This is a genomic window from Phormidium yuhuli AB48, assembly GCF_023983615.1.
Lineage (GTDB): Bacteria > Cyanobacteriota > Cyanobacteriia > Cyanobacteriales > Geitlerinemataceae > Sodalinema > Sodalinema yuhuli.
On the sequence record NZ_CP098611.1, the window covers coordinates 913,884 to 934,690 of the forward strand.

34 protein-coding genes are annotated in these 20,807 nt (G+C 53.8%); 2 read left to right on the forward strand and 32 right to left on the reverse strand.

Annotated features, from left to right (window positions below; all coding sequences use genetic code 11):
* Positions 1 to 29 precede the first annotated feature (29 nt).
* The gene (gene crn3 / locus NEA10_RS03815; protein WP_252663894.1) at positions 30 to 944 is read right to left on the reverse strand and encodes a CRISPR-associated ring nuclease Crn3/Csx3; all 915 of its coding nucleotides are present in this window, start codon (positions 942 to 944) and stop codon (positions 30 to 32) included.
* 70 nt (positions 945 to 1,014) lie between these two features.
* Here crn3 and NEA10_RS03820 point away from each other — a divergent pair, with 70 nt between their 5' ends.
* The gene (locus NEA10_RS03820) at positions 1,015 to 2,469 is read left to right on the forward strand and encodes a TIGR03985 family CRISPR-associated protein (protein ID WP_252663895.1); all 1,455 of its coding nucleotides are present in this window, start codon (positions 1,015 to 1,017) and stop codon (positions 2,467 to 2,469) included.
* Positions 2,470 to 2,507: 38 nt separating this feature from the next.
* On the opposite strand, the gene prfA is transcribed toward NEA10_RS03820, so the two are convergent.
* The 31 genes from prfA to rplC all read right to left on the reverse strand — a co-directional run bounded on the left by prfA (position 2,508) and on the right by rplC (position 20,106).
* Positions 2,508 to 3,617, reverse strand: a complete 1,110-nt coding sequence (gene prfA / locus NEA10_RS03825; protein ID WP_252663896.1) for a peptide chain release factor 1 — start codon at positions 3,615 to 3,617, stop codon at positions 2,508 to 2,510.
* 129 nt (positions 3,618 to 3,746) lie between these two features.
* Positions 3,747 to 3,983, reverse strand: a complete 237-nt coding sequence (gene rpmE / locus NEA10_RS03830) for a 50S ribosomal protein L31 (protein ID WP_159787494.1) — start codon at positions 3,981 to 3,983, stop codon at positions 3,747 to 3,749.
* A 147-nt stretch (positions 3,984 to 4,130) separates the two neighbouring features.
* Positions 4,131 to 4,538 carry a 30S ribosomal protein S9 gene (rpsI, locus tag NEA10_RS03835; protein ID WP_252663897.1) on the reverse strand — a complete coding sequence of 136 codons (408 nt, stop codon included), beginning with the start codon at positions 4,536 to 4,538 and terminating at the stop codon, positions 4,131 to 4,133.
* Positions 4,538 to 4,993 carry a 50S ribosomal protein L13 gene (gene rplM / locus NEA10_RS03840; RefSeq protein WP_252663898.1) on the reverse strand — a complete coding sequence of 152 codons (456 nt, stop codon included), beginning with the start codon at positions 4,991 to 4,993 and terminating at the stop codon, positions 4,538 to 4,540. The genes rpsI and rplM overlap by 1 nt, the downstream gene beginning before the upstream one ends.
* A complete protein-coding gene (gene truA / locus NEA10_RS03845; protein ID WP_252665285.1) occupies positions 4,990 to 5,841 on the reverse strand; it encodes a tRNA pseudouridine(38-40) synthase TruA in 852 nt (283 codons plus the stop codon). The genes rplM and truA overlap by 4 nt, the downstream gene beginning before the upstream one ends.
* A 4-nt stretch (positions 5,842 to 5,845) precedes the next feature.
* Positions 5,846 to 6,196 (reverse strand): 50S ribosomal protein L17, encoded by a 351-nt coding sequence (rplQ, locus tag NEA10_RS03850; RefSeq protein ID WP_252663899.1) that lies wholly within the window; start codon positions 6,194 to 6,196, stop codon positions 5,846 to 5,848.
* Between the two features lie 59 nt (positions 6,197 to 6,255).
* Positions 6,256 to 7,197 carry a DNA-directed RNA polymerase subunit alpha gene (locus NEA10_RS03855; protein ID WP_252663900.1) on the reverse strand — a complete coding sequence of 314 codons (942 nt, stop codon included), beginning with the start codon at positions 7,195 to 7,197 and terminating at the stop codon, positions 6,256 to 6,258.
* A gap of 136 nt (positions 7,198 to 7,333) precedes the next feature.
* Entirely contained in the window at positions 7,334 to 7,726 is a 393-nt protein-coding gene (gene rpsK / locus NEA10_RS03860) for a 30S ribosomal protein S11 (protein ID WP_159787476.1), read from the reverse strand.
* Positions 7,727 to 7,831: 105 nt separating this feature from the next.
* On the reverse strand, positions 7,832 to 8,215 hold the full coding sequence (gene rpsM / locus NEA10_RS03865; RefSeq protein WP_252663901.1) for a 30S ribosomal protein S13: 384 nt from the start codon (positions 8,213 to 8,215) through the stop codon (positions 7,832 to 7,834).
* Positions 8,216 to 8,338: 123 nt separating this feature from the next.
* Complete coding sequence (rpmJ, locus tag NEA10_RS03870; protein ID WP_071591960.1) at positions 8,339 to 8,452, reverse strand: 50S ribosomal protein L36; 114 nt, start codon at positions 8,450 to 8,452, stop codon at positions 8,339 to 8,341.
* Between the two features lie 148 nt (positions 8,453 to 8,600).
* Positions 8,601 to 8,825 carry a translation initiation factor IF-1 gene (gene infA, locus NEA10_RS03875; RefSeq protein ID WP_068787970.1) on the reverse strand — a complete coding sequence of 75 codons (225 nt, stop codon included), beginning with the start codon at positions 8,823 to 8,825 and terminating at the stop codon, positions 8,601 to 8,603.
* Between the two features lie 133 nt (positions 8,826 to 8,958).
* The gene (locus NEA10_RS03880; protein ID WP_252663902.1) at positions 8,959 to 9,510 is read right to left on the reverse strand and encodes an adenylate kinase; all 552 of its coding nucleotides are present in this window, start codon (positions 9,508 to 9,510) and stop codon (positions 8,959 to 8,961) included.
* 6 nt (positions 9,511 to 9,516) lie between these two features.
* Positions 9,517 to 10,818 (reverse strand): preprotein translocase subunit SecY, encoded by a 1,302-nt coding sequence (secY, locus tag NEA10_RS03885; protein ID WP_252663903.1) that lies wholly within the window; start codon positions 10,816 to 10,818, stop codon positions 9,517 to 9,519.
* Positions 10,819 to 10,884: 66 nt separating this feature from the next.
* On the reverse strand, positions 10,885 to 11,373 hold the full coding sequence (rplO, locus tag NEA10_RS03890) for a 50S ribosomal protein L15 (protein ID WP_252663904.1): 489 nt from the start codon (positions 11,371 to 11,373) through the stop codon (positions 10,885 to 10,887).
* A 113-nt stretch (positions 11,374 to 11,486) separates the two neighbouring features.
* Positions 11,487 to 12,020, reverse strand: a complete 534-nt coding sequence (gene rpsE / locus NEA10_RS03895; protein WP_252663905.1) for a 30S ribosomal protein S5 — start codon at positions 12,018 to 12,020, stop codon at positions 11,487 to 11,489.
* Between the two features lie 39 nt (positions 12,021 to 12,059).
* Entirely contained in the window at positions 12,060 to 12,422 is a 363-nt protein-coding gene (gene rplR / locus NEA10_RS03900; RefSeq protein WP_252663906.1) for a 50S ribosomal protein L18, read from the reverse strand.
* Between the two features lie 78 nt (positions 12,423 to 12,500).
* Positions 12,501 to 13,043 carry a 50S ribosomal protein L6 gene (gene rplF / locus NEA10_RS03905; RefSeq protein WP_252663907.1) on the reverse strand — a complete coding sequence of 181 codons (543 nt, stop codon included), beginning with the start codon at positions 13,041 to 13,043 and terminating at the stop codon, positions 12,501 to 12,503.
* Positions 13,044 to 13,102: 59 nt separating this feature from the next.
* Positions 13,103 to 13,504: a 30S ribosomal protein S8 gene (gene rpsH / locus NEA10_RS03910; protein ID WP_252663908.1), complete on the reverse strand. Its 402-nt coding sequence runs from the start codon at positions 13,502 to 13,504 to the stop codon at positions 13,103 to 13,105.
* A gap of 23 nt (positions 13,505 to 13,527) precedes the next feature.
* Positions 13,528 to 14,073 (reverse strand): 50S ribosomal protein L5, encoded by a 546-nt coding sequence (rplE, locus tag NEA10_RS03915; protein WP_252663909.1) that lies wholly within the window; start codon positions 14,071 to 14,073, stop codon positions 13,528 to 13,530.
* 66 nt (positions 14,074 to 14,139) lie between these two features.
* Complete coding sequence (gene rplX, locus NEA10_RS03920; protein WP_252663910.1) at positions 14,140 to 14,493, reverse strand: 50S ribosomal protein L24; 354 nt, start codon at positions 14,491 to 14,493, stop codon at positions 14,140 to 14,142.
* Positions 14,494 to 14,859, reverse strand: coding sequence for a 50S ribosomal protein L14 (gene rplN, locus NEA10_RS03925; RefSeq protein WP_068787960.1), 366 nt, complete (start codon positions 14,857 to 14,859; stop codon positions 14,494 to 14,496).
* Positions 14,860 to 14,914: 55 nt separating this feature from the next.
* Complete coding sequence (rpsQ, locus tag NEA10_RS03930; RefSeq protein ID WP_252663911.1) at positions 14,915 to 15,166, reverse strand: 30S ribosomal protein S17; 252 nt, start codon at positions 15,164 to 15,166, stop codon at positions 14,915 to 14,917.
* Positions 15,167 to 15,225: 59 nt separating this feature from the next.
* A complete protein-coding gene (gene rpmC / locus NEA10_RS03935; RefSeq protein WP_252663912.1) occupies positions 15,226 to 15,588 on the reverse strand; it encodes a 50S ribosomal protein L29 in 363 nt (120 codons plus the stop codon).
* Positions 15,589 to 15,595: 7 nt separating this feature from the next.
* A complete protein-coding gene (rplP, locus tag NEA10_RS03940) occupies positions 15,596 to 16,009 on the reverse strand; it encodes a 50S ribosomal protein L16 (RefSeq protein ID WP_252663913.1) in 414 nt (137 codons plus the stop codon).
* Positions 16,010 to 16,076: 67 nt separating this feature from the next.
* On the reverse strand, positions 16,077 to 16,805 hold the full coding sequence (gene rpsC, locus NEA10_RS03945; protein WP_252663915.1) for a 30S ribosomal protein S3: 729 nt from the start codon (positions 16,803 to 16,805) through the stop codon (positions 16,077 to 16,079).
* 17 nt (positions 16,806 to 16,822) lie between these two features.
* The gene (gene rplV / locus NEA10_RS03950) at positions 16,823 to 17,185 is read right to left on the reverse strand and encodes a 50S ribosomal protein L22 (RefSeq protein WP_252663916.1); all 363 of its coding nucleotides are present in this window, start codon (positions 17,183 to 17,185) and stop codon (positions 16,823 to 16,825) included.
* A 26-nt stretch (positions 17,186 to 17,211) separates the two neighbouring features.
* Positions 17,212 to 17,490, reverse strand: coding sequence for a 30S ribosomal protein S19 (rpsS, locus tag NEA10_RS03955; RefSeq protein ID WP_252663918.1), 279 nt, complete (start codon positions 17,488 to 17,490; stop codon positions 17,212 to 17,214).
* Positions 17,491 to 17,580: 90 nt separating this feature from the next.
* Entirely contained in the window at positions 17,581 to 18,444 is an 864-nt protein-coding gene (rplB, locus tag NEA10_RS03960) for a 50S ribosomal protein L2 (RefSeq protein WP_252663919.1), read from the reverse strand.
* Between the two features lie 57 nt (positions 18,445 to 18,501).
* A complete protein-coding gene (locus NEA10_RS03965) occupies positions 18,502 to 18,807 on the reverse strand; it encodes a 50S ribosomal protein L23 (RefSeq protein ID WP_252663920.1) in 306 nt (101 codons plus the stop codon).
* Positions 18,800 to 19,432 carry a 50S ribosomal protein L4 gene (rplD, locus tag NEA10_RS03970; protein ID WP_252663921.1) on the reverse strand — a complete coding sequence of 211 codons (633 nt, stop codon included), beginning with the start codon at positions 19,430 to 19,432 and terminating at the stop codon, positions 18,800 to 18,802. The genes NEA10_RS03965 and rplD overlap by 8 nt, the downstream gene beginning before the upstream one ends.
* Before the next feature lie 35 nt (positions 19,433 to 19,467).
* Positions 19,468 to 20,106 carry a 50S ribosomal protein L3 gene (gene rplC, locus NEA10_RS03975; protein ID WP_252665286.1) on the reverse strand — a complete coding sequence of 213 codons (639 nt, stop codon included), beginning with the start codon at positions 20,104 to 20,106 and terminating at the stop codon, positions 19,468 to 19,470.
* A gap of 518 nt (positions 20,107 to 20,624) precedes the next feature.
* Here rplC and NEA10_RS03980 point away from each other — a divergent pair.
* Complete coding sequence (locus NEA10_RS03980; protein WP_252663922.1) at positions 20,625 to 20,774, forward strand: hypothetical protein; 150 nt, start codon at positions 20,625 to 20,627, stop codon at positions 20,772 to 20,774.
* Positions 20,775 to 20,807 lie beyond the last annotated feature (33 nt).

The following is a 20,807-nucleotide window of genomic DNA, read 5'->3' on the forward strand; positions in this document are numbered from 1 at the left end:
CAAAGAAGATGTCATAGAAGCCATCACCACTAACGATTTGACTGAGACGTACTCGGGAGCAGTTTCTGAATTTCCGCCAACACCGGGTCAGGAACAGAACAAGCCTTGCCACGAATCCACGGTCCGCAAGTCACCTCAAGGACTGGATACTCCTGATGGATGTCTTCGCATTCTTCCAGGGTACTATAAATCACTGCCACTGGAGTCAAATTACCCCGATCGCCACAAAACTCATGCCAACGCTCCACCTCCTCCGGCTGGGAACTAATCACCAGATAATGACTACAAGCCTCTAAAATCGGCTGTTTCTCCGGCTGCACCATTCCCCCCACATCCACAATTGTTAAGTCTTTTTGCCGACGTAATGACAAAATTGCTCCAGAATGGTAAGGAAAAAAACTATCCGTTAACTGCCCCTTATTCGCTGCCTTAAACACCTCTGGGTCTAGGTCTGGGGGAAGTTCCAAGGTATAATTTCCCTCCCCATCCCAATTGGCTCGTTGTAAGTAAATATTCGGATAACTGCTCAGAAGTGTCTGAAATAAACGATGGGAAAACACACTCTTACCACTATCCGGCGGTCCCACCACCATCAACGCCGGATGCAGCCGATCGCCCCCCGACCCCAAGCGAATAACCTGGCCCACCGCCACCCCCTTCACATGAGTCGCCACCACCACCGCTCCCAAGCGGGGATCATGACAAGCCACCCAGGCCGTCGGATGTAGCTCATGAATGAGGTAGCCATAGAGCCAAATGGGCCCCCGTCCATCAAGAATCACACCCATCCGGGTATCAATCCCCCTGGGAAGTTCAATCGTTCCCAAATCCTCAGGACTGATAATCTGTTGGCTCAGGGTGATCCCCAAAATCTGATAATCCACCCCATCAGGAGATTGACCTCGACTGAGGCTGAATTCAATACTATTGGCAGCGGTGGTCACGGGACGTCTCCTCCCTAGGGCGTTATCTGTGCTACTCTAACACCCAGGTTGAATTGGGGTCTTCTAAACCATGGCACAACCCGTCGTACAACCCCCTACAGCAGAGGTATTACAGGCCTTGGCCGCAGGACAACTGGCCAACCGCCTACAACGGTCTATCCGACTGTGGCTGTGGGTTGATCGCCTCTATGGAAGTCCCCCCAATTGGTCCATGGACTTACCCAACCCCTTTCGCTATCCCCATGTCCGCGATCGCCTCTTCAGTCCCCATCACCCCAAAGAAGACCACAGCAGCGCCGAAGCCGTCAGCGAACATTGTGGCGATCGCCATTGTCTCTGTCATCAAACCGCTCACCGCCTCCTCTTTGCCCCTCAATGGGGTCTCTCAGAACCCTCCTGGTGTGAGGACATCCAATTTCACACCGGACTCAGCCGAGGCGATTTAGACCAGATTCTCAACAGTTGTCCCTTCGCCACCGTTCACCGTTCCCTGCGGGATGACCTCAAACACCTAGCCCAGTTAGGATGGCTAAAATCCCTAGGATGGGGAAAATTTCAATGTCTCCCCACCGCCGTTTTACCCCAACTCTCCCCCACCTCTGCCACCAATCCTAGCCTCTTAACCCTGCAACAAATTCGCCAACTCTTACCCATTCTCGAATCCATTGCCTTTGTTCAACCGAACCTAGAACTGGTTATTCAAAACCTTTGGGAGCATCTAACCTCTCGTGACTCTCCCACCCCATCCCCCGACCTGTCCGAAACGCCCCGCGTCTTCATTCACCTAGACTATATCCTCCCTCCTGAGACCCAAGATCGCGTTGATACCTATCAAGAACAACTCGAACAACTCTGGCAACTTCCCTCATCAGGAGTGATTCAATTTGACTACAGTCTCAGCCAAAGCAAAACCGTCTCCATTATCACCTACCCCGTCTGTCTCCACTATGTTCGGCGGGCCAAATATCTCAGTGCCTATGGCTGTGACCCTCGGGGTTACGTCAATTGGCATAATTACCGGCTCGATCGCATTCAGAGCGATCGCCTAACCATTCTCCCTTGGGGAGATCCACAAATCCCCTCCTTTCTCAAACAACTGCGACGTAATGGCGAACTCCCCCAAGCCGACGTTGTCCGTCGCGAACTCGATCGCGCCTGGGGATTTAATTTTTATCTTCCCCGTTCCTTGCTACTGATGCGATTTCCCCGTTCCTTTGCCCAACGCTATGTAGACAACACCTTACGCCATCCCACCTTCAAGGCGATCGCCTATGCTGACCTAATTCCCTTCCTCAGCGAAACCCTCACCGATCGCAACCAGCAGCAAACGGTGCTACAACTGCTGGGCGATCGCTCCCCCGACGATGCCTATTATCGCGGTTGGATTCGTGAAGGAGACATCAATGTTTTGATGCGTTTACGGGATTGGCGACCCAATGGAGAAGTCATTTTACCCCTCGACCTACGCCGCAAAATGACCCAAGAAGCTCAACAAGAACTCCGACATTATCAACGTCTCGATTAAGATGCTATATTTCATTCACCCTAACCTGTTTTTGACCCTTACACCGACGTCGGTGTATTACTCGCTTCCGCCAACCGTTCCAAACTCTCCTGCTGATCCTGAGTAATACAAGCCTGAACCACCGGCTCAATCTCCCCCTCCAACACCGAATCGAGATTGAAGTTCTGACCCAAACGGTGATCCGTCACCCGAGTATCCTTATAATTGTAGGTGCGAATCTTCTCCGATCGCGCCCCAGTCCCAACCTGAGAGCGTCGCATCGAGGTGACCGCCTCCTTCTGTTCCCGTAACTTCATCTCATACAGCTTCGCGCGCAGAATCTGTAACGCTCGTTCCCGGTTCTGTAACTGCGATCGCTCCTCCGTACAGAAAATCCGAATCCCCGTCGGCTTGTGGACCAAATCCACCGCCGTCTCCACCTTGTTCACATTCTGTCCCCCAGCACCCCCAGAACGGGCCGTAGAAATCTCAATATCTTTCGGATCAATCTTAACCTCCACATCATCCACCTCTGGCATCACCGCCACCGTCGCCGTGGAGGTATGCACCCGTCCCCCAGCTTCTGTCGCCGGAACTCGCTGCACCCGGTGAACCCCCGCCTCAAACTTGAGCTTACTGTAAACCGAATCCCCCTTAATCTCTAAAATCGCCTCCTTAAAGCCTCCCATATCCGCCGGAGACTCACTCAACAACGCCACTTTCCAGCGTTGGCTTTCCGCATAACGAGAATAAATCCGCACCAAATCCCCAGCCCAGATTCCCGCCTCATCGCCACCGGTTCCCGCACGAATCTCTAGCATGATGTTCTTATCATCATTGGGATCGCGAGGTAGCAATAAGACCTTCAAGCGGTCTTCCAGGCGTCGAATTTCCTCTTGCAACTCCTCTACTTCCAGCACCGCCATCTCGCGCATTTCCGGATCCCCAGCGGAATCCTTCACCACCTGTTCGGCCCCCTTGAGTTCCTCCGTCAACTGCTGCCATTTCTCGTAGGTTAGCACCGTCTCTTCCAGAGAGGCTCGGGCCTTAGCCACCTTCTGAAACTCATCGGGATCGGTCGCCACATCCGGGTCAGCCATCCGTTTCGTCAATTCCTGAAACGTCTGTTCAACGGATTTGAGTTTATCTAATAAATACTGTTCAGCCATAATGCCCTTGGATGCTCTCTCAAAATCTCACGGAGGGGGGGATGCGCCATCCTTACAAAAATAGGACGAGCGATCGCGGCCCTCGCGAAGCGTGGGGGAACCGCAATCGCGCCCAACAACGGGGGCTAGCTAAGACTGAGAATCGCTCTCTTCACGAGTATCGGTCATACCATACTTACGCAAGAAGCGCTCAACCCGTCCTTCCGTATCAATAATCTTCTGATTCCCGGTGTAAAACGGGTGATTCCCCGACCAAACATCGACGTGAATTTCCGGCTGAGTGGCACCGACGGTCATCACCAACTCACCGTTACAATACACCTTGGCATCGGGATACCATTCGGGGTGAATTCCTTCTTTAGGCATGATTCGACTCTCTCTTGACTGCTGTAGTTGAACAAAAAACGAACCCGTATCCGGGAAATCGGGCCAGGGTGACTCCACCATTTTAACGCGAATTCCCCTTCGTCCGTCAGCCATCTGACGTTGACGAAGGAGAACCCCACGGTGGTCTTAACGTTTGGAGTACTGAGGTGCTTTGCGAGCTTTGCGCAACCCGTATTTCTTCCGCTCTTTAGCACGGGAGTCACGGGTGAGGTAGCCCTCAATCTTCAGGGGTTGACGATTGTCGGGGTCCAGTTTACACAGGGCCCGCGCCACCCCAAGGCGAATCGCATCGGCTTGTCCGGTTAAGCCACCTCCCTTGACGCTCACGAGAATATCGTACTCGTTTTCCAAGCCCAAGGTTTCCAGAGGAGCCTTAGCCCCGGAAATGTAACTGGGGTTGAACTGTAAATACAGATCTCCGGGTTTGTTGTTGACCACCAGTTGGCCATCTCCAGGAACGAGACGGACGCGGGCCACAGATTCCTTACGTCGTCCGGTTCCCCAATACACAACGCGATTTTGGTCAGTTTCCATTAGTTGTCTCCAGTATTCGTGTCAATAACCAGGGTTTGAGGCTTTTGGGCCTCGTGGGGATGATGGGGTCCCCGATAGACTTTGAGTTTGGTAAACAGTTGCCGACCGAGGGCTTGTTTGGGCAACATCCCTTTGACGGCTTTCTCAATAATTCGCTCAGGAATACGAGCCTGAAGCTTGTCGAAGGTTTCCACCTTCATTCCCCCCGGACGACCGGAGTGACGGCGATAGAGTTTCTGGGTTCCTTTTTTACCGGTGACGGCAACTTTTTCGGCATTGATGATAATGACGAAATCGCCAACATCCATGTGAGGGGTGTAATTGGCTTTGTTTTTACCTCGGAGGATTTGAGCCACTTCACTGGCGAGTCGGCCGAGGCGTTGGTTCGTGGCGTCAATGACGTACCATTGGCGATCGAGCGAATCAACGGGAGGGATATAGGTTTTTGCAGTCATAATGAATGCTCTGGCGTGATGGATAAGGGGTCGAAGATAAAGTGAGGCATGGCCTGCGATCGCGCCTCGGGGGGGAAGGGATTCTCAGGATAGCCGACATCTAAGAGACAGAGTCCCTTGGCAGGGGCCGCATATTTCACAGCTTCCCGCCGTTCGTGTTTCCAGATACTCTGGAACTCATCGAGCGATCGCCGTCCGGTCGCCACTTGCACCAACATTCCCACCAGTAAACGCATCATGCCATAGAGAAAGCCACTGGCTTGGACTTCTAGGCAGACCATCGGCCCCTGTCGCTGGCACAAGACCTCTTGAACCTCCACCCAAGAATGGGGGCGAGAGGACCCGGCGCGGCGAAACGCAGACAAATGGTGACGACCGAGGAGGGGGGTTAAGGCGGCGCGAATCCGCTGTTCATCGATGGGTTCGTGATAGTAATGCCAGACAAACGGCTCGACAAACAGGTTGGGACGGGCTGCGGTGTATAGCAGATAGCGATAACGCCGCCAGGTGGCCGTGAAACGGGCGTGCCAGTCAAAACTGACCGGGGCCGATGCTCGAATTAAAATCCCTTCAGGCAGGGTATTGTTGAGCACCACAGCCCATTTATGGGCGGGAATGGGACTGTTGACATCCACATGGACGACCTGGGCGGCGGCGTGAACCCCAGTATCGGTGCGGCCGGCGGCGTGGATGGTGACCGGATAGCCTAAGACTTTGGCGATCGCCGTTTCCACTTCTTCCTGAACCGTTCGATGATGAGGTTGTCGTTGCCAACCATAAAAGGGATGCCCCAGGTATTGAACCACTAAAGCAACCCGCTGGGTTGGCGTAGGAACGCGATCGCCCATGAACTTAGACCAGTTCGATAATCGCCATTTTCGCGTTGTCACCGCGACGATTCACGGTGCGCAAAATCCGGGTATAGCCCCCGTTACGATTCCCATAACGTTCATTGACCCCAGCAAAGAGGGCATGAACCAATTGAGGATCATACATATACCCCAGGGCCCGACGGCGAGCGGCTAGGGTTCCTTCCTTGGCCAAGGTAATCATATGCTCGGCTTCAGACCGGACGGCTTTGGCCCGGGTTTTGGTAGTGGTAATCCGTCCGTGACGAATTAATTCGGTCGTCAGCGATCGCAACAGTGCTTTTCGCTGGTCGGCAGGTTTGCCGAGTTGAGGGACACGACAAGAGTGACGCATAATACTTTGAGCTAAACAATGAGGTGAACAGTACGAGCCGTGACGGGTCGTGGCTCGACTTAGGCTTTGGCCTTCTCTTGCGGAAGGGTAATCCCCAAACGCTCTTGCAGTGCATCGATCACCTCTTCCGCCGATTTCTGCCCAAAGTTCTTAATCTCTAAGAGATCTTCTTGGGAGTAATCCAGCAAATCGGCCACGGAGTTGATCTGAGCACGTTTCAGGCAGTTATAAGCCCGAACCGACAGTTGCAATTCCTCAATGGGAATTTGGCTGGTGGGGTCTTCGTCAGGGGTGTAATCGTCTTTAAGCGATTCGAGGGTAATATCTTGCAGAGGTGTAAACAACTCTACCAAGATTTTGGCCGCTTGGCTGAGGGCTTCCTGGGGAGAGATGCTGCCATTGGTCCAAATGTCCAAAATGAGCCGATCTTTATCCAGAGAACCGCCAATACGGGCATCTTCCACGGTGTAGTTGACTTTACGCACCGGCATAAATACCGCATCGATTTGTAGGAAGTCCAAAGCACCCCCTTCATCACGACTGCGGTCTACGGAACGATAGCCAGTTCCCGTCTCGATTTTGAACTCCATCTCTAGGGTTGCCCCTTCGGCCAACGTCGCAATGTACTGGTTGGCTGAGGTGGGTTCAACCTCAGATGGGAGATCAAAATCTTCGGCGCTGACCATGGCCGGCCCCTGAACCATCAAACGGCCAATGTGCGGTTGACCCCCGTGGTTTTTCAGCACCACCTCTTTCATATTCAGTAAGATTTCCAGAACATCCTCACGAACCCCTGGAATGGTGGCGAACTCATGGTTCACACCGGCAATGCGGACGGCTGTTACCGCCGTCCCTTCAATGTTTGACAATAGGATTCGCCGTAGGGCATTGCCAACGGTGGTTCCTTGTCCCCGTTCTAGGGGTTCGACCGTGAACTTGCCATATTGTCCTTGGTCTTTTTCAGTGTTACTTTCAACACATTCAATTTGAAACTGCGCCACGGCGTGACCTCCCGAATACTGATTCCCCATGTGAAGCTGTTAGGCTTGCTGCATCTTGTGAAGCGCTTGACTTTTTTTCACAAGTATGCTGACCATTTGGCAACCTCCCGGCAACAATCCAGGAGTGCCGACTGTGTTAGACCCGCCGACGTTTGGGGGGACGGCAACCGTTATGGGGGATGGGGGTGATGTCACGGATGAGAGTAATTTCTAACCCGGCTCCTTGTAGGGCACGGATTGCAGTTTCCCGGCCAGCACCAGGGCCATTGACCATGACTTCAATTTGGCGCATTCCTTGGTCACCAGCACGACGAGCGGCACTTTCAGCAGCGGTTTGAGCGGCATACGGGGTTCCTTTTTTAGCACCCTTGAAGCCACTCGAACCGGCTGAGGCCCAGGAAATCACTTCACCTCGTGAGTCGGTGATGGTGACGATGGTGTTGTTGAAGGTGGATTGGATATACGCCACGCCATTGGGAACGTTACGCTTTTGCTTCCGGGGACCGGATTTTTTGGGTTGTCTCGCCATAATAGATTCTGCTTAGGATTAGGGTTCGTGGTGGATGGGCCGGATGGCCCCAGGTTGAGGCTGAGTGGTTTTCGGGTCACTCCTGAGAGAATCAGGACATGAGGGTTATTTTTTCAAGCCGGGTTTTTTCTTCCCAGCTACAGTGCGGCGGGTTCCACGACGAGTCCGACCGTTGGTCCGCGTGCGTTGTCCCCGCACGGGAAGCCCCGTCCGGTGACGGCGACCGCGATAACAGCCGATATCGACGAGTCGTTTCACGTTCATCGTTTCCCAACGACGCAGATCCCCTTCGATTTGGTAGGTCTCTTCAATATGCTGCCGCAGGCTGGCCACGTCACTATCGCTGAGATCTTTGACGCGGGTGTCGGGGTTCACTCCGGTGGCCGCTAGGATCGCTTGCGATCGCTTCAGGCCAATGCCGTAAATATAGGTCAGTCCAATTTCAATGCGTTTGTCGCGGGGGAGGTCAACTCCTGCAATCCGTGCCATGGTTTTTCCTTATGATGAAATTCGTCGTGTGATGGGTGGGGGAGTTTTGGCTAGCTCCACCCTCGGGTTGAGGTTTTCGGGGTATGATGGGGGTCAGACCTGAGTCTGAGGGGGTTGGGGCAGTTAGCCCTGACGTTGTTTGTGCTTGGGATTGGTGCAGATGACCATGACGCGCCCGCGCCGTCGGATCACGCGACACTTTTCGCACATTTTGCGGACTGATGCTCGAACTTTCATGACTTCGGTTGCAATACTTACAAACTTGATATTATAACTGATTTCCAGTTCTGACGACAGGGGCCCAGACTCCGGATTGGAGCCGGCTGTTGGCGTCAAACTGAGTTGAAATGAGGTCTCTCAGAACGACCTCCGGGACAGATGACGGTTATTTTTTGCGTAGCCGATAGGTGATGCGACCTTTTTCCAGGTCATAGGGCGTCAGTTCGACTTTGACGCGATCGCCGGGCAGAATTTTAATGTAATTGCGGCGAATCTTCCCAGAAATATGGGCAAGAACGTTAAAGCCGTTATCGAGATCCACTCGAAACATTGCATTGGGAAGGGACTCAGTTACAGTTCCTTCCATCTCGATTAGGTCTTGTTTAGCCACGTAGGTCTCCTTTCTGTTCAACACATTGGGGCGATCGTAAAGCGTGCGAAAACCGCAATCGCTTCCCAGGACTGCCTTCAAGATTTTATCAAACAATCTGACAAAATCCCTTGACAAATCTCCAGATTTAGTATCACGCCGCCAAGCTTTGGCTGAGATGGTCCGTGACAGCATCCATTTCCTGGCTACCATCAATCGAGAGCAAGCGCGACTGTTCCTCGTAGAAGCTAATCAGAGGCGTAGTGGCCTCACGATAGACGCTCAGGCGGTGACGAATCGTCTCCTCCTGATCATCCTGGCGACCTCGGGCCACCAGTCGCTGCACAATCTCCTCATCGGGAACGGTGAAATTCACAGCGCGATCGCAGCTTTGCTGAATCTCAGCCAACAACTCATCCAAAAACTTCGCCTGAGACAAATTGCGGGGAAAGCCATCCAGAATCCAGCCCGACTGGGCATCATCCTCTTGTAGCCGCTCCCGCACCAAGCCCAAAATCAGATCATCAGGGACTAAATCCCCACGGTCCATATAGGACTGAGCCTTTTGTCCCAAGGGCGTTTGATTGGCAACCGCCTGGCGGAGAATATCCCCGGTCGAGATATGAGGGATTCCCAAGCGTTGAGAAACCCGTTGAGCCTGTGTGCCTTTCCCCGCCCCTGGCGGTCCCAAAAAAATCAAACGCATAAGTTTTTATTTCACCATTCCTTCATAACGTTGCGAGATGACATAAGTTTGAATCTGTTTTGCCGTCTCAATGGCAACCCCCACCAAAATCAAGAGTGAGGTTGCGCCAAATCCTTGAAAGGTTGTCACCCGAGTCGCACTTTCCACCGCCGTCGGCACCGTCGCCACTACACCGAGAAAAACCGCTCCCAAGAAGGTCAACCGGTTCAAAATTCGCTCAATATACTCGCTCGTGGCCCGTCCGGGACGAATCCCCGGAATACTCGATCCCATTTTTTTCAGGTTTTGCGCCAAATCGATAGGATTTAGAATTAAAGAGGCGTAGAAATAACTGAAGAACAGAATCAGCACCAGGTAGAACAGAGCATACAGCCAAGGAGTTGGGCCGCCTGGGCTAAGGTACTCCGAGATGCGAACTAGGGTTGGATTATTGGTTGCACCGGCAATAATTCCTGGCAGAATCAAGAAACTGGAGGCGAAAATAATCGGCATCACTCCCCCTTGATTCAGACGCAGGGGCAGATAATTTGTGCGTTCACGGTAGAGACGACGACCCACCTGGCGACGAGCGGAGATAATCGGGATGCGTCGTGCGCCTTCTTGCACAAAGACAATCCCAACAATCGTGACGAGGAACACCAGTAAGAGCAGAATGACCCGTCCGACAATGGCCTGGTCTTGTTGCGCCAATTGGATGGTATCGCCCAAGGATCTCGGCAAGACCGCGACAATGTTGACAAAAATCAACAAAGATGCACCATTGCCAATACCCCGCTCCGTAATCAACTCCGAGACCCACATGACAAACATGGCTCCAGTGACTAGAGCAATAATCGTCTGAGTCACAAACAGCGGTCCGGGGTTGTAGGCGTAGGCGCTGGTCCACAGAGCAATCCCGATGCTTTGCAGCACCGCTACCCCGAGGGCGATATAACGAGTAATTTGGGAAATCTTGCGCCGTCCCGCTTCCCCCTCGTTTTTCTGTAAATCTTCCAAAGTCGGCAAAGCCGCCGTCAGTAACTGAATGGCGATCGAGGCGTTAATAAAGGGCAAAATCCCCAGGGCGAAAATCCCCAAGGTTTGCAGACCTCCCCCCGAAAACGCATCGAGAAGACCCAAAAAGGGGCTACCCTGCAAATCGGCGGCGAAGCGCTCTCGGTCAATGCCCGGAACTGGAAGATAAATTCCCAAACGAACTACAAAAATTAAGCCAATGGTGACCAGGATGCGGCCGCGAAGACCCGCCGCCTGGGCCATTTGCATAAATGTTTCCTGAGCCGTTGGGGCTTTTTCTCGATTGACTACCATAACGGGAACCTCTAGCTGATACCTATGAGCGTCGATTGAATACTCCGTGCCCCTTCATCCCGGCAATTACTCGGCGTTGTCAGCTTCAGTGCTGTTGTCAGCGGTGTTCCCAGTAACGAGTTCACAACGACCGCCAGCCGCTTCAATTTTCTGACGGGCACTTCGAGTAAAGGCAGCCGCGTTTACCGTCAGAGCAACGGTTAACTCGCCATCACCTAAGATTTTTAGCGGACCTTGTTGAGCATGAACTAGGTTCGCCTCAAGCACGGAAGCTAAGGTCACGTCACTGTTCGCTGCAAACGAAGCCAGTTGACCCACATTAACAATAGTGTACTGTTTGGGATTGATGACCGTAAAGTGCTTGAGTTTGGGCACTCGGCGGTACAGGGGCATTTGACCCCCTTCAAATCCCGGTCGGGTGCCGCCACCGGAGCGAGACTTTTGGCCGCGCATTCCTTTACCGCAGCTTGCCCCTTGTCCGGCAGCAATCCCACGGCCGAGACGACGGCGGCGTTTTTTAGAGCCGGGTTGCGGCTGAACGTCTTGTAATCTCATGATCTATAACAATGAACGGTGAACAATATACCTGGGTGCTGCCTCCGGCCGGCCCGTTAACAGGGACGGATGGGGTCAACGGTGAACCGCAGTTGTGAGTTCCGAGCAGGTCTTTAGGAAAAGACTTGTTCTAGGGGAATATCTCGCTCTTTGGCGACATCGCCGAAGGTCCGCAGGGTCGAGAGTCCGTCAACGGCGGCGCGAGCATTGTTGAGGGGGTTACTGGACCCGAGTTGTTTGGCGAGGATGTTACGAACACCGGCCAATTCGAGAACGGTACGAACCGCACCCCCAGCAATTACCCCAGTACCGGCGGAGGCGGGACGCATCATCACACGAGCACCTCCGGCTTCCCCATTGACTCGGTGGGGAATGGAACTGGCTTTATTGAGGGGAACCGTGATGGTGTGTTTTTTGGCATCGGCCACGCCTTTTTTGACGGCACCGATGACATCGCCGGCTTTGCCGACGCCGACGCCGACCTGTCCTCGTTCATTGCCAACGACGACAATGGCGCGGAAGCTGAGTTTTTTACCGCCTTTAACCACTTTGGTGACGCGGCGAATCTGGACGACGCGCTCTTGCCATTCGGACTCTTTTTCGCGGTTACGGTTACCTTTTTTGCGACGATCGCGTTGTTCTGCCATGTTGGATCCTGTCGTGCGTAGTACGTTTTGAGAGACGTTTTAGAACTGAAGACCGGCTTCACGAGCGGCTTCAGCTAAAGCTTGCACTCGACCGTGATAGAGGTTTCCCCCGCGATCGAACACAACTTTATCAATACCTTTGTCCTGAAGGCGTTTGGCGAGAAGTTCACCAACCTTGGCCGAGGCTTCACAGGTTGCCGTTCCCGAGAGGCTAGCCCGTAAATCGGGATCGAGCGTCGAAGCGGTGGCTAGGGTGTGATGTTGGGTGTCATCAATCGCCTGGACATAAATGTGCTGGTTGGAACGGAAGACGGCCACTCTGGGGCGTTCCGTGGTTCCCTGCACTTTACGGCGAATCCGACGATGTCGGCGGTGGGTGGACTGCTTTCGGGTCAGTTTCATAGTGACAATAGGGAATCGGCGTTTGAAAAGCCTAGAGATAAAGGGATCTTAAAAGCCTGAGGGGTAAGCCAAGGGAGCTTATTTTTTCCCGGCTTTCCCGGCTTTACGACGGACTTGTTCGCCAGCGTAGCGAATTCCTTTGCCTTTATAGACTTCAGGGGGACGCACGCCACGAATTTGGGCCGCGACGTTACCAACGATTTCTTTGTTAATCCCTTTAACAATGACGTTGGTGTTGTTTTCGACACTGATATCAATGCCTTCGGGGGGATTGATTTCAACGGGTTGGCTGTAACCCACGTTGAGGACTAATTTGCGCCCTTGGACTTGGGCACGATAGCCCACCCCTTGGATTTCCAGTCGCCGTTCAAAGCCTTTGGACACGCCATCGACCATGTTGGCTAGGAGGGTGCGGCTGAGTCCGTGACGAGCGCGGCATTGCCGAGATTCATCGCGACGTTGAACCAGGAGTGTTCCGTCGTCATCTTGGCTGAGTTTAACTTCACGGGGAAAGTCCCGTGAGAGTTCTCCCAAAGGACCTTTGACGGAAACAGCTTGTCCGTCAAGGTTGACGGTGACGTTCTTGGGAACGGGTATAGGACGTTTGCCAATTCGAGACATTGCGGTTTCTCTGCGGTTATCTTACGGATGGAATGGGATGCGTCAACTCGCTGTCGGGTTTAGTAGACGTAGCAGAGAACTTCTCCGCCAACGCCTTGGCGACGGGCCTCGCGATCGGTCATGATCCCGTGGGAGGTGGAAATGATGGCAATACCGATTCCGCCTAAGATGCGGGGGAGTTCTTTCCGGTTGGAATACACTCGCAAGCCCGGCTTACTGACGCGCTTAAGCTTCTTGATGGTGGGTTGACGATGTTTGCCTTTGTACTTGAGCGAGATGACGAGATGGCGGTTGATGCCTTCGCCCTCTTCTGTGAAATCTGAAATGAAGCCTTCGTCTTTTAAGACTTGGGCAATGCTGCGCGTCATCTTGGTGGACGGCACTTGCGTCGTGTCGTGTCGCGCCAAGGTGGAATTGCGAATGCGCGTCAGCATATCTGCAATGGTGTCGTTAGCCGCCATAGTTTCCTCTTATCTAACCTGCCTCAATTACTGCGGAAGGGCATTCCCATTTCCCTGAGCAACGCACGACCTTCTTCGTCGGTGTTGGCTGTGGTGACAATGGAGATGTCCATTCCCCGCAACTGGTCAATACTGTCGTAATCCACTTCGGGGAAGATCAATTGTTCACGGACCCCGAGGGTGTAGTTGCCTCGACCATCAAAACTTTTGGGACTAATGCCACGAAAGTCGCGAATCCGGGGTAACGAAATGCTGATCAAGCGATCGAGAAAGGCATACATGCGTTCTCGACGCAGGGTCACCATGACCCCAACGGGCATTCCTTCACGGACTTTGAAGCCAGCAATGGATTTTTTAGCGCGAGTGACCACCGGCTTTTGCCCGGTGATGACGGCCAGTTCCCGTAGGGAAGATTCCAGGGCTTTGGCGTTTTGGGACGCTTCCCCTAAGCCCCGGTTCACGGTGATTTTGGAGAGTTGGGGGACTTCGTGGATGTTCTCGTAGTTAAACTCGGATTTGAGTTTGGGAACAATGGTCTCTAGGTAGAGGGTTTTGAGTCGCTGTGTCATGATCGTGATGTCTGGATGATGTCCTGGTCTGGGTCAGGACTGGGTTGCGATCGCCCGAGTTGATAGTTAGTCAATGATCTCGCCAGTTTTTCTAAGCTTTCTGACTTTACGACCGTCTTCGGTAAAGGTGTAGCACGCCCGACTGGCTACTTTTTCTTTGTTGGAGTAGAGCATGACGTTGGAGCTGTGAACCGGGGCTTCATAGGTATTGATGCTACCGGATTCACCCTCTTGGGTGGGTTTGACATGCTTGGTGCGAATGTTAACCCCTTTGACAATCACCTGACTGGTTTCAGGAATTGCCCGTAGGATTTCGCCCACTTTACCTTTATCTTTGCCAGCGATGACTTGGACGGTATCGCCAGTTTTGACGTGCATTTTGTGGCGGACGGGGGTAGTTTGGCGTTGTTTTTTAGCCATTTATAGGACCTCCGGCGCGAGGGATACAATTTTGGTGAAGTTTCTTTCCCGGAGTTCACGGGCAACGGGGCCGAAAACGCGAGTACCTCGGGGATTTCCTTCAGGGTTGACAATCACGGCGGCGTTGTCATCAAAGCGAATGCTCATACCACTTTCCCGTAAGAGATTTTTACGGGTGCGGACGATGACGGCGCGCACGATGTCCGATTTTTTGATGGGCATATTGGGGAGTGCGTCTTTGACGACGGCGATTACAGTATCGCCAACGTGGGCATAACGACGATTCCCCCCGAGGACTCGGATGCACATCAGCTTCCGGGCCCCGCTGTTGTCAGCGACATTGAGGTAGGTTTCTTTTTGAATCACGGTCAGTCTCCCTTATGGGGGGTTCGGTGAACAAGGGAATGGCTCAGGGGAGGGGTTAAACTCCGCTGGCGTGGCTGAGGGTTTCGACGATTACCCAGCGTTTTTGTTTGCTCAAAGGGCGGGATTCACGAATACGGACGCGATCGCCCTCGTTGGACTCGTTGTTCTCGTCATGGGCTTTATACCGACGAGTTTGAACCATCGTTTTCCCATATTTGGGGTGAGGAACCCGAGTTTCCACAGCAACCACGACGGTTTTATCCATTTTGTTGCTGACGACGGTGCCAATTCTTTCTTTAACTGCCATAACAAATGGGGATTTACAGATGTGTTAGGGGGTGAAGGGTCACAGCGAGGTCACTGCTCCTACTCCTCTTCAGCGGTGGCTTCTTCAGCAGGTGCTTCAGGAGTCGCTTCGGTTGTACTTTCAGAGGGGGCTGGGGTTTCGCTAGCTTCCACAACGGGGGTAGCTGGGGTTGAACCCTCAGAATCCGTATCTGAATCCGCTTGAGGAGCCGCTTCACTGGCCGCTTGCCGCTTAAGTTCCCCTTCCACAGTCAGCAGTTGAGCTAAACGATGGCGCAGGTGTTTGAACTGGTGGGTTTTCTCCAACTGTCCGGTGGCTTGTTGTAAGCGCAATTCAAACAGTTGTTTTTTGACCTGAACCACCTGCTCGGCAATCTCCTCTTGGGAGAGGTTACGAACCTCTTCGATTTGGGGTAAAGCCATAGTGAGTTTACTCTCCTTCGCGCTTGATAAACTTGGTCTTAATGGGCAACTTAAAGGATGCCAAGCGCATTGCTTCCCGAGCGGTCTCCTCGGGAACCCCGGCGATTTCAAACATGATGCGGCCGGGTTTAACCACGGCGACCCAGAATTCTGGGTTCCCCTTACCCGAACCCATCCGGGTTTCGGCGGGGCGCATGGTCACGGGTTTATCCGGGAATAGGCGAATCCAGATTTTTCCGCCGCGTCGGATATAGCGGGTCATCGCACGACGGCTGGCTTCGATTTGACGGGAGGTAATCCAGGAGGGTTCAAGGGCCTGGAGTCCGAAATCACCGAAATCAACGGTGTTCCCACGGGTTGCTAAGCCGCGCATCCGTCCGCGATGTTGTTTGCGGAATTTAGTACGTTTGGGACTGAGCATGATCAACGGATCAAACGGTGGACAAGGGCAGGATGATGCTTACCAGTGCCGAAGCAACCGGTGAGGCTTATCCTTCGTTGGAACGGTCTTCAAACTGACGACGACGCTGTTGGCGACGACGGGGTTGAGGGGCGCTCGGAGCGGGTTTATCGGTTTGTCCGGGGAGGATTTCACCTTTGAAAATCCAGACTTTCACGCCCAGGATGCCGTACACAGTGCGAGCGGTACGGTAGCTGTAGTCAATGTCTGCCCGCAGGGTATGCAGAGGCACGCGGCCTTCGCGAGTCCATTCGGTCCGGGCAATTTCTGCACCGTTGAGCCGTCCGGAAACTTGAACTTTGATGCCTTCAACCCCAGCACGCTGGGCCCGTTGGATGGCTTGGCGCACCACCCGGCGGAAGGATACCCGACGTTCGAGTTGTTGGGCGATGTATTCGGCAATCAGAGCGGCATCGGCGTCAACTCGGGCCACTTCAACGACGTTGATGCGGATTTGGCGGTTGCTGCCACCGAGTAGGGCTTGCAGATTGGTTCGCAGGCTTTCAATGCCACTGCCACCACGACCGACGACCACACCGGGACGAGCGGTGCGAATTTCCAGGTCCACTTGGTCGGCTTTACGCTCGATGTGGACTTCGGAAATGCCGGCGTTGTTGAGATTTTTGCTGATGTAGTCCCGAATTAAACGGTCTTCGCGCAGCAGTTCGGGATAGCGTTTGCTATCGGCAAACCACCGTGAGCGGTGCTCTTGGGTAACCCCAAGGCGAAAACCTGTTGGGTGAATCTTTTGTCCCACGAGTGTCGAGTCCTCTCTTAGTCTTCTTCGTAGTCAGGCGCAACTGCCACAGTGATATGGCAGGTGGGTCGGCGAATGGCATAGGCGCGACCCTGAGCGCGGGGGCGGTAGCGTTTTAGACCGGGGCCTTCGTTGGCGAAGGCTTCGCTCACCACAAGGGTTTGGGGATCGAGTCCTAGGTTATGCTCGGCGTTGGCAACGGCGGAGCGTAGGACTTTCAGCACGGGATCGCAGGCGCGGTAGGGCATGAACTCCAGGATAATTAGTGCTTCCCGATAGGAGCGGCCTCGAATTTGGTCGAGGACACGACGCACTTTTTTGGGGGACATGCGGACGTAACGCGCGATCGCCGTTGCTTGTTCGCTGGTATCGACAGCCATCAGGCTTCTCCTTACTCGTTTTCAGGTTATCGGCGGGCTTTTTTGTCGCTCTTGGCGTGACCTTTGAAGGTGCGCGTAGGGGCGAACTCTCCAAGTTTGTGTCCGACCATTTGTTCGTTGACGTAAACGGGGACATGAGCGCGTCCGTTATGGACGGCGATGGTATGTCCGATCATTTGCGGCACGATGGTCGAGGCACGAGACCAGGTCTTGATGACCTGTTTTTCGTTTTTGGCGTTGAGAGCCTCAACTTTCTTCATCAAGCTATCGGCGATGAAGGGGCCCTTTTTTAGCGATCGACTCATAGGTATTGCAAACGGGGAGTGGTGAACAGGACCTGTCCAGCAGGAGAACAAAGCTGACCCAGACGGGCTTGACAAATACGCAAAAGCATGTTAGCTCTCGCGTCCGCCCCGGCTCCGTTTGGAGGTTTTGCGGCGACGACGCACCACGTATTTGTTGCTTTGTTTGTTTTTCTTGCGGGTTTTCATGCCCAGGGTGGGTTTACCCCAAGGGGTAACCGGACCGCTGCGACCAATGGGGGCCCGGCCTTCACCACCACCATGGGGGTGGTCCACCGGGTTCATGACGCTACCCCGAACCTGGGGACGGCGACCTTTCCAGCGGGTCCGACCGGCTTTACCTAGGGTTAGGTTTCTAGCATCGGCGTTCCCCACCTGACCGATGGTGGCGTAGCATTCACGACGCACCATCCGTACTTCCGTGGAGGGCAGTTTCAGGGTGACGAAGTTACCTTCTTTTGCCACTAACTGGGCACTGGTTCCAGCGGCGCGGACGATTTGTCCACCCCGTCCGGGATTCAGTTCAACGTTATGAACCGTGGTCCCTAAAGGAATGTTGGACAGGGGCAGGGCGTTGCCCACTTCGATGGGAGCATCGGGGCCAGAGACAATTTGTGTCCCCACGGCCAGTCCCGTCGGATGCAGGATGTACCGCTTTTCACCATCGAGGTAGTGAAGTAGGGCAATCCGGGCGTTGCGGTTGGGGTCGTATTCAATCTGAGCGACTTTGGCCGGGACGTTATGTTTATCCCGTCGGAAGTCGATGAGACGATAGCGACGTTTGTGACCGCCACCACGATGACGGCAGGTAATCACGCCTCGGTTATTACGACCTTTGGCGCGGTGTTTAGATTTGGTTAGGCTCTTTTCGGGCTTATCGCGGGTAATGGTCTCGAAGTCCGAAACGGTCGCCTGTCGAGTTCCCGGAGTATAAGGGCGGTATGAGCGGATACCCATAGTATTGACCTTGGCTGGGGTTTGCTAAGTAAGGACCGATTGGCTTAAACGTCTGGATTACACGTCTGGGAACAGCGGAATGGTGTCACCCTCGGCCAGACGGACAATGGCCCGTTTGTATTGGCTCTTGTAACCGATGAAGCGCCCGACCCGTTTTTTCTTGCGGGGAGGGGTGCTGGTGTTGACGGAAATGACCTTGACATCAAAGACTTGTTCGACGGCGGCTTTAATTTCCGGCTTGGTCGCTTTGGGCGACACGTCGAAGACATATTGATTCGTCTCCATCAGCAAGGTGGCTTTCTCGGTGATGATGGGACGTTTGATGAGGTCGGGTAGGGTCCGGGGGTCAAGGGGTTTAGTCATTGTAAACCTCGTGAATCTTGGCTAACCCAGCCGCCGTGGTAATGATGGCGTCGGCGTGCAAGAGGTCGTAAACGTTGAGATTGGTGGCAGTGATGACTTTCAACCGCTCTAGGTTACGGGCTGACAAATAGATGTTGTCAGGGAGTTCGGGCAAAATGAGCAGGGCTTTTTGCCCGGACTCGACACCCCAACGCTGGAGGGCGGAGGCTAAGTCTTTGGTTTTGGGCCGAGGAAATTCGTCAGCGAACTCTTCGACGACGATGAGGTCTTCACTGCGGCTTTGGAAGGCGGTTCTCAGGGCGAGCCGACGTTCCTTGCGGTTCATCTTTAGGTTGTAATCCCGAGGTTTGGGACCAAAGATGACACCGCCTCCTCTCCAGAGGGGAGACCGGATGGAACCGGCGCGAGCGCGACCTGTTCCTTTTTGTCGCCAGGGTTTACGACCCCCACCCCGCACTTCGGCGCGGGTTTTGGTAGAGGCGGTCCCTTGGCGGGCATTCGTCATCTGACGCACGAGGGCGCGATGGACGATGTGGGCTGCGGTTTCTTCTTTGGCAACCTTAAGGTCAAGGGAAGCTTGTCCCACTTCTTCTCCTTGCCAGTTGCGAACGACACAATTAACCATGTTGATTGTCTGTGTTTTGTTCCAGAATGGGACGTTTACGATTGGCCAACGATGTTGGCAGGGCTGATGCTCAATACTGTGCCAGGTTTACCGGGGACGGCACCTTTGACGAGGATTAAGTTGTTTTCTAGGTCGGTTTTGACGACGGTGAGTTTCCGCACGGTGACGCGGCTTCCGCCTTTACGACCGGCCATCCGTTTACCGGGATAAACCCGACCGGGGGTGGTTCCGGCGCCGGTTGAACCGGGTAAGCGGTGGTTTTTGGAACCGTGAGACATGGGCCCACGTTTGAAGTTGTGGCGCTTTTGATATCCGGCAAAGCCTCGACCGATGCTGTTACCGCTCACGTCGATGAGTTGACCATCGCTGAACAGTTCTACGGTGAGGGTTTGCCCCAGTTCATATTCACTCACACTCTGCGGTTTGTATTCACGGAGGTGACGCAGAGGGGGGGCATCGGATTTTTTTAGATGACCCAGTAAAGGTTGGTTAAGGTTTTTAGGTTTAACTTCCTCGTAACCAATTTGGACGGCTTCGTAACCGTCGGTCTCTTTGGTTTTGATTTGCGTGATTTTACACGGACCGGCTTCGACGACTGTAACGGGGATGGCTTTGCCATCTTCGCTAAAGATTTGGGTCATGCCGACCTTTTTGCCGAGAATCCCAACAGACACGGTACTGCTTTCTCCTTGTTTCGCCACTACACAGACTGAAGATAGGCGGGCTGCGATCCTGCCCGAGAGTTCAACGTCGCGCCAGACCAACACCAAGCCACGTCAGAACAGCACTCCGGGGTTGGAGTGCTCGTCAGGGTGATCTTGGCGATCGCAGATTTGTTGGCTGGGGTCTCGCGAAAGCTGATTCCGAGGCGACCGAGTTAAGAGTCGGTTGAGACTTAGGAAAATTCAGCACTTTGCTAGGAATTGACCCAGTATCCCCGGATTGACCTGTTTAAGTCTCCCTAAGGAATGCTTAAACAACCCATCTCCGTCTTCCCGCACTGCCCCGAACTCAGGGTTCGAGACGCTGGGAAAAGCCTCTACGCTTGCGACCGGTATGCCTTGCTGGGAAACTAGCCAGTCCCACTTAGGCGGCGCGATGCAATGAACGACTCAGGTGGAGTCGGTCGAGCGCTTCTTATGAGTTTCAGTCGCAACTTCCTAATATATAGTATTTTGTGGCAAGTGTCTAGGTGGATACAGAATCTTTTTGGGATTGGGGTTGGGGAGGTGAGGTGTTGGGGGGCGATCGCGCCTCCTGGATGGTGGGCGATCGCCCTGGGTGCAAGCTTGCCGATGCCCCTCGGGAGTCGAATCTAGGGCTAGGCTTGGGTCTATACTAGGGTCTGAGCGGCGATTGCGCGCAAGCTGTACTA

Coding starts and splice junctions, on each gene's coding strand:
- rpsE (WP_252663905.1), bottom strand. CDS start 12,020: ATGGCAGAACAACGCGATCGTCGCAAAAAAGGTAACCGTAACCGCGAA.
- rplR (WP_252663906.1), bottom strand. CDS start 12,422: ATGAAACTGACCCGAAAGCAGTCCACCCACCGCCGACATCGTCGGATT.
- rplF (WP_252663907.1), bottom strand. CDS start 13,043: ATGTCTCGAATTGGCAAACGTCCTATACCCGTTCCCAAGAACGTCACC.
- rplE (WP_252663909.1), bottom strand. CDS start 14,073: ATGACACAGCGACTCAAAACCCTCTACCTAGAGACCATTGTTCCCAAA.
- rpsM (WP_252663901.1), bottom strand. CDS start 8,215: ATGGCACGGATTGCAGGAGTTGACCTCCCCCGCGACAAACGCATTGAA.
- rpsQ (WP_252663911.1), bottom strand. CDS start 15,166: ATGGCAGTTAAAGAAAGAATTGGCACCGTCGTCAGCAACAAAATGGAT.
- rplM (WP_252663898.1), bottom strand. CDS start 4,993: ATGACTGCAAAAACCTATATCCCTCCCGTTGATTCGCTCGATCGCCAA.
- rpmJ (WP_071591960.1), bottom strand. CDS start 8,452: ATGAAAGTTCGAGCATCAGTCCGCAAAATGTGCGAAAAGTGTCGCGTG.
- rpmE (WP_159787494.1), bottom strand. CDS start 3,983: ATGCCTAAAGAAGGAATTCACCCCGAATGGTATCCCGATGCCAAGGTG.
- rpsI (WP_252663897.1), bottom strand. CDS start 4,538: ATGGAAACTGACCAAAATCGCGTTGTGTATTGGGGAACCGGACGACGT.
- NEA10_RS03820 (WP_252663895.1), top strand. CDS start 1,015: ATGGCACAACCCGTCGTACAACCCCCTACAGCAGAGGTATTACAGGCC.
- rpsS (WP_252663918.1), bottom strand. CDS start 17,490: ATGAGTCGATCGCTAAAAAAGGGCCCCTTCATCGCCGATAGCTTGATG.
- rplX (WP_252663910.1), bottom strand. CDS start 14,493: ATGGCTAAAAAACAACGCCAAACTACCCCCGTCCGCCACAAAATGCAC.
- rpsK (WP_159787476.1), bottom strand. CDS start 7,726: ATGGCGAGACAACCCAAAAAATCCGGTCCCCGGAAGCAAAAGCGTAAC.
- rpmC (WP_252663912.1), bottom strand. CDS start 15,588: ATGGCTTTACCCCAAATCGAAGAGGTTCGTAACCTCTCCCAAGAGGAG.
- truA (WP_252665285.1), bottom strand. CDS start 5,841: ATGGGCGATCGCGTTCCTACGCCAACCCAGCGGGTTGCTTTAGTGGTT.
- rplO (WP_252663904.1), bottom strand. CDS start 11,373: ATGAGATTACAAGACGTTCAGCCGCAACCCGGCTCTAAAAAACGCCGC.
- rplV (WP_252663916.1), bottom strand. CDS start 17,185: ATGGCTGTCGATACCAGCGAACAAGCAACGGCGATCGCGCGTTACGTC.
- rplB (WP_252663919.1), bottom strand. CDS start 18,444: ATGGGTATCCGCTCATACCGCCCTTATACTCCGGGAACTCGACAGGCG.
- rpsH (WP_252663908.1), bottom strand. CDS start 13,504: ATGGCGGCTAACGACACCATTGCAGATATGCTGACGCGCATTCGCAAT.
- NEA10_RS03965 (WP_252663920.1), bottom strand. CDS start 18,807: ATGACTAAACCCCTTGACCCCCGGACCCTACCCGACCTCATCAAACGT.
- rplQ (WP_252663899.1), bottom strand. CDS start 6,196: ATGCGTCACTCTTGTCGTGTCCCTCAACTCGGCAAACCTGCCGACCAG.
- secY (WP_252663903.1), bottom strand. CDS start 10,818: ATGGTAGTCAATCGAGAAAAAGCCCCAACGGCTCAGGAAACATTTATG.
- NEA10_RS03880 (WP_252663902.1), bottom strand. CDS start 9,510: ATGCGTTTGATTTTTTTGGGACCGCCAGGGGCGGGGAAAGGCACACAG.
- rplD (WP_252663921.1), bottom strand. CDS start 19,432: ATGGTTAATTGTGTCGTTCGCAACTGGCAAGGAGAAGAAGTGGGACAA.
- prfA (WP_252663896.1), bottom strand. CDS start 3,617: ATGGCTGAACAGTATTTATTAGATAAACTCAAATCCGTTGAACAGACG.
- rplP (WP_252663913.1), bottom strand. CDS start 16,009: ATGCTCAGTCCCAAACGTACTAAATTCCGCAAACAACATCGCGGACGG.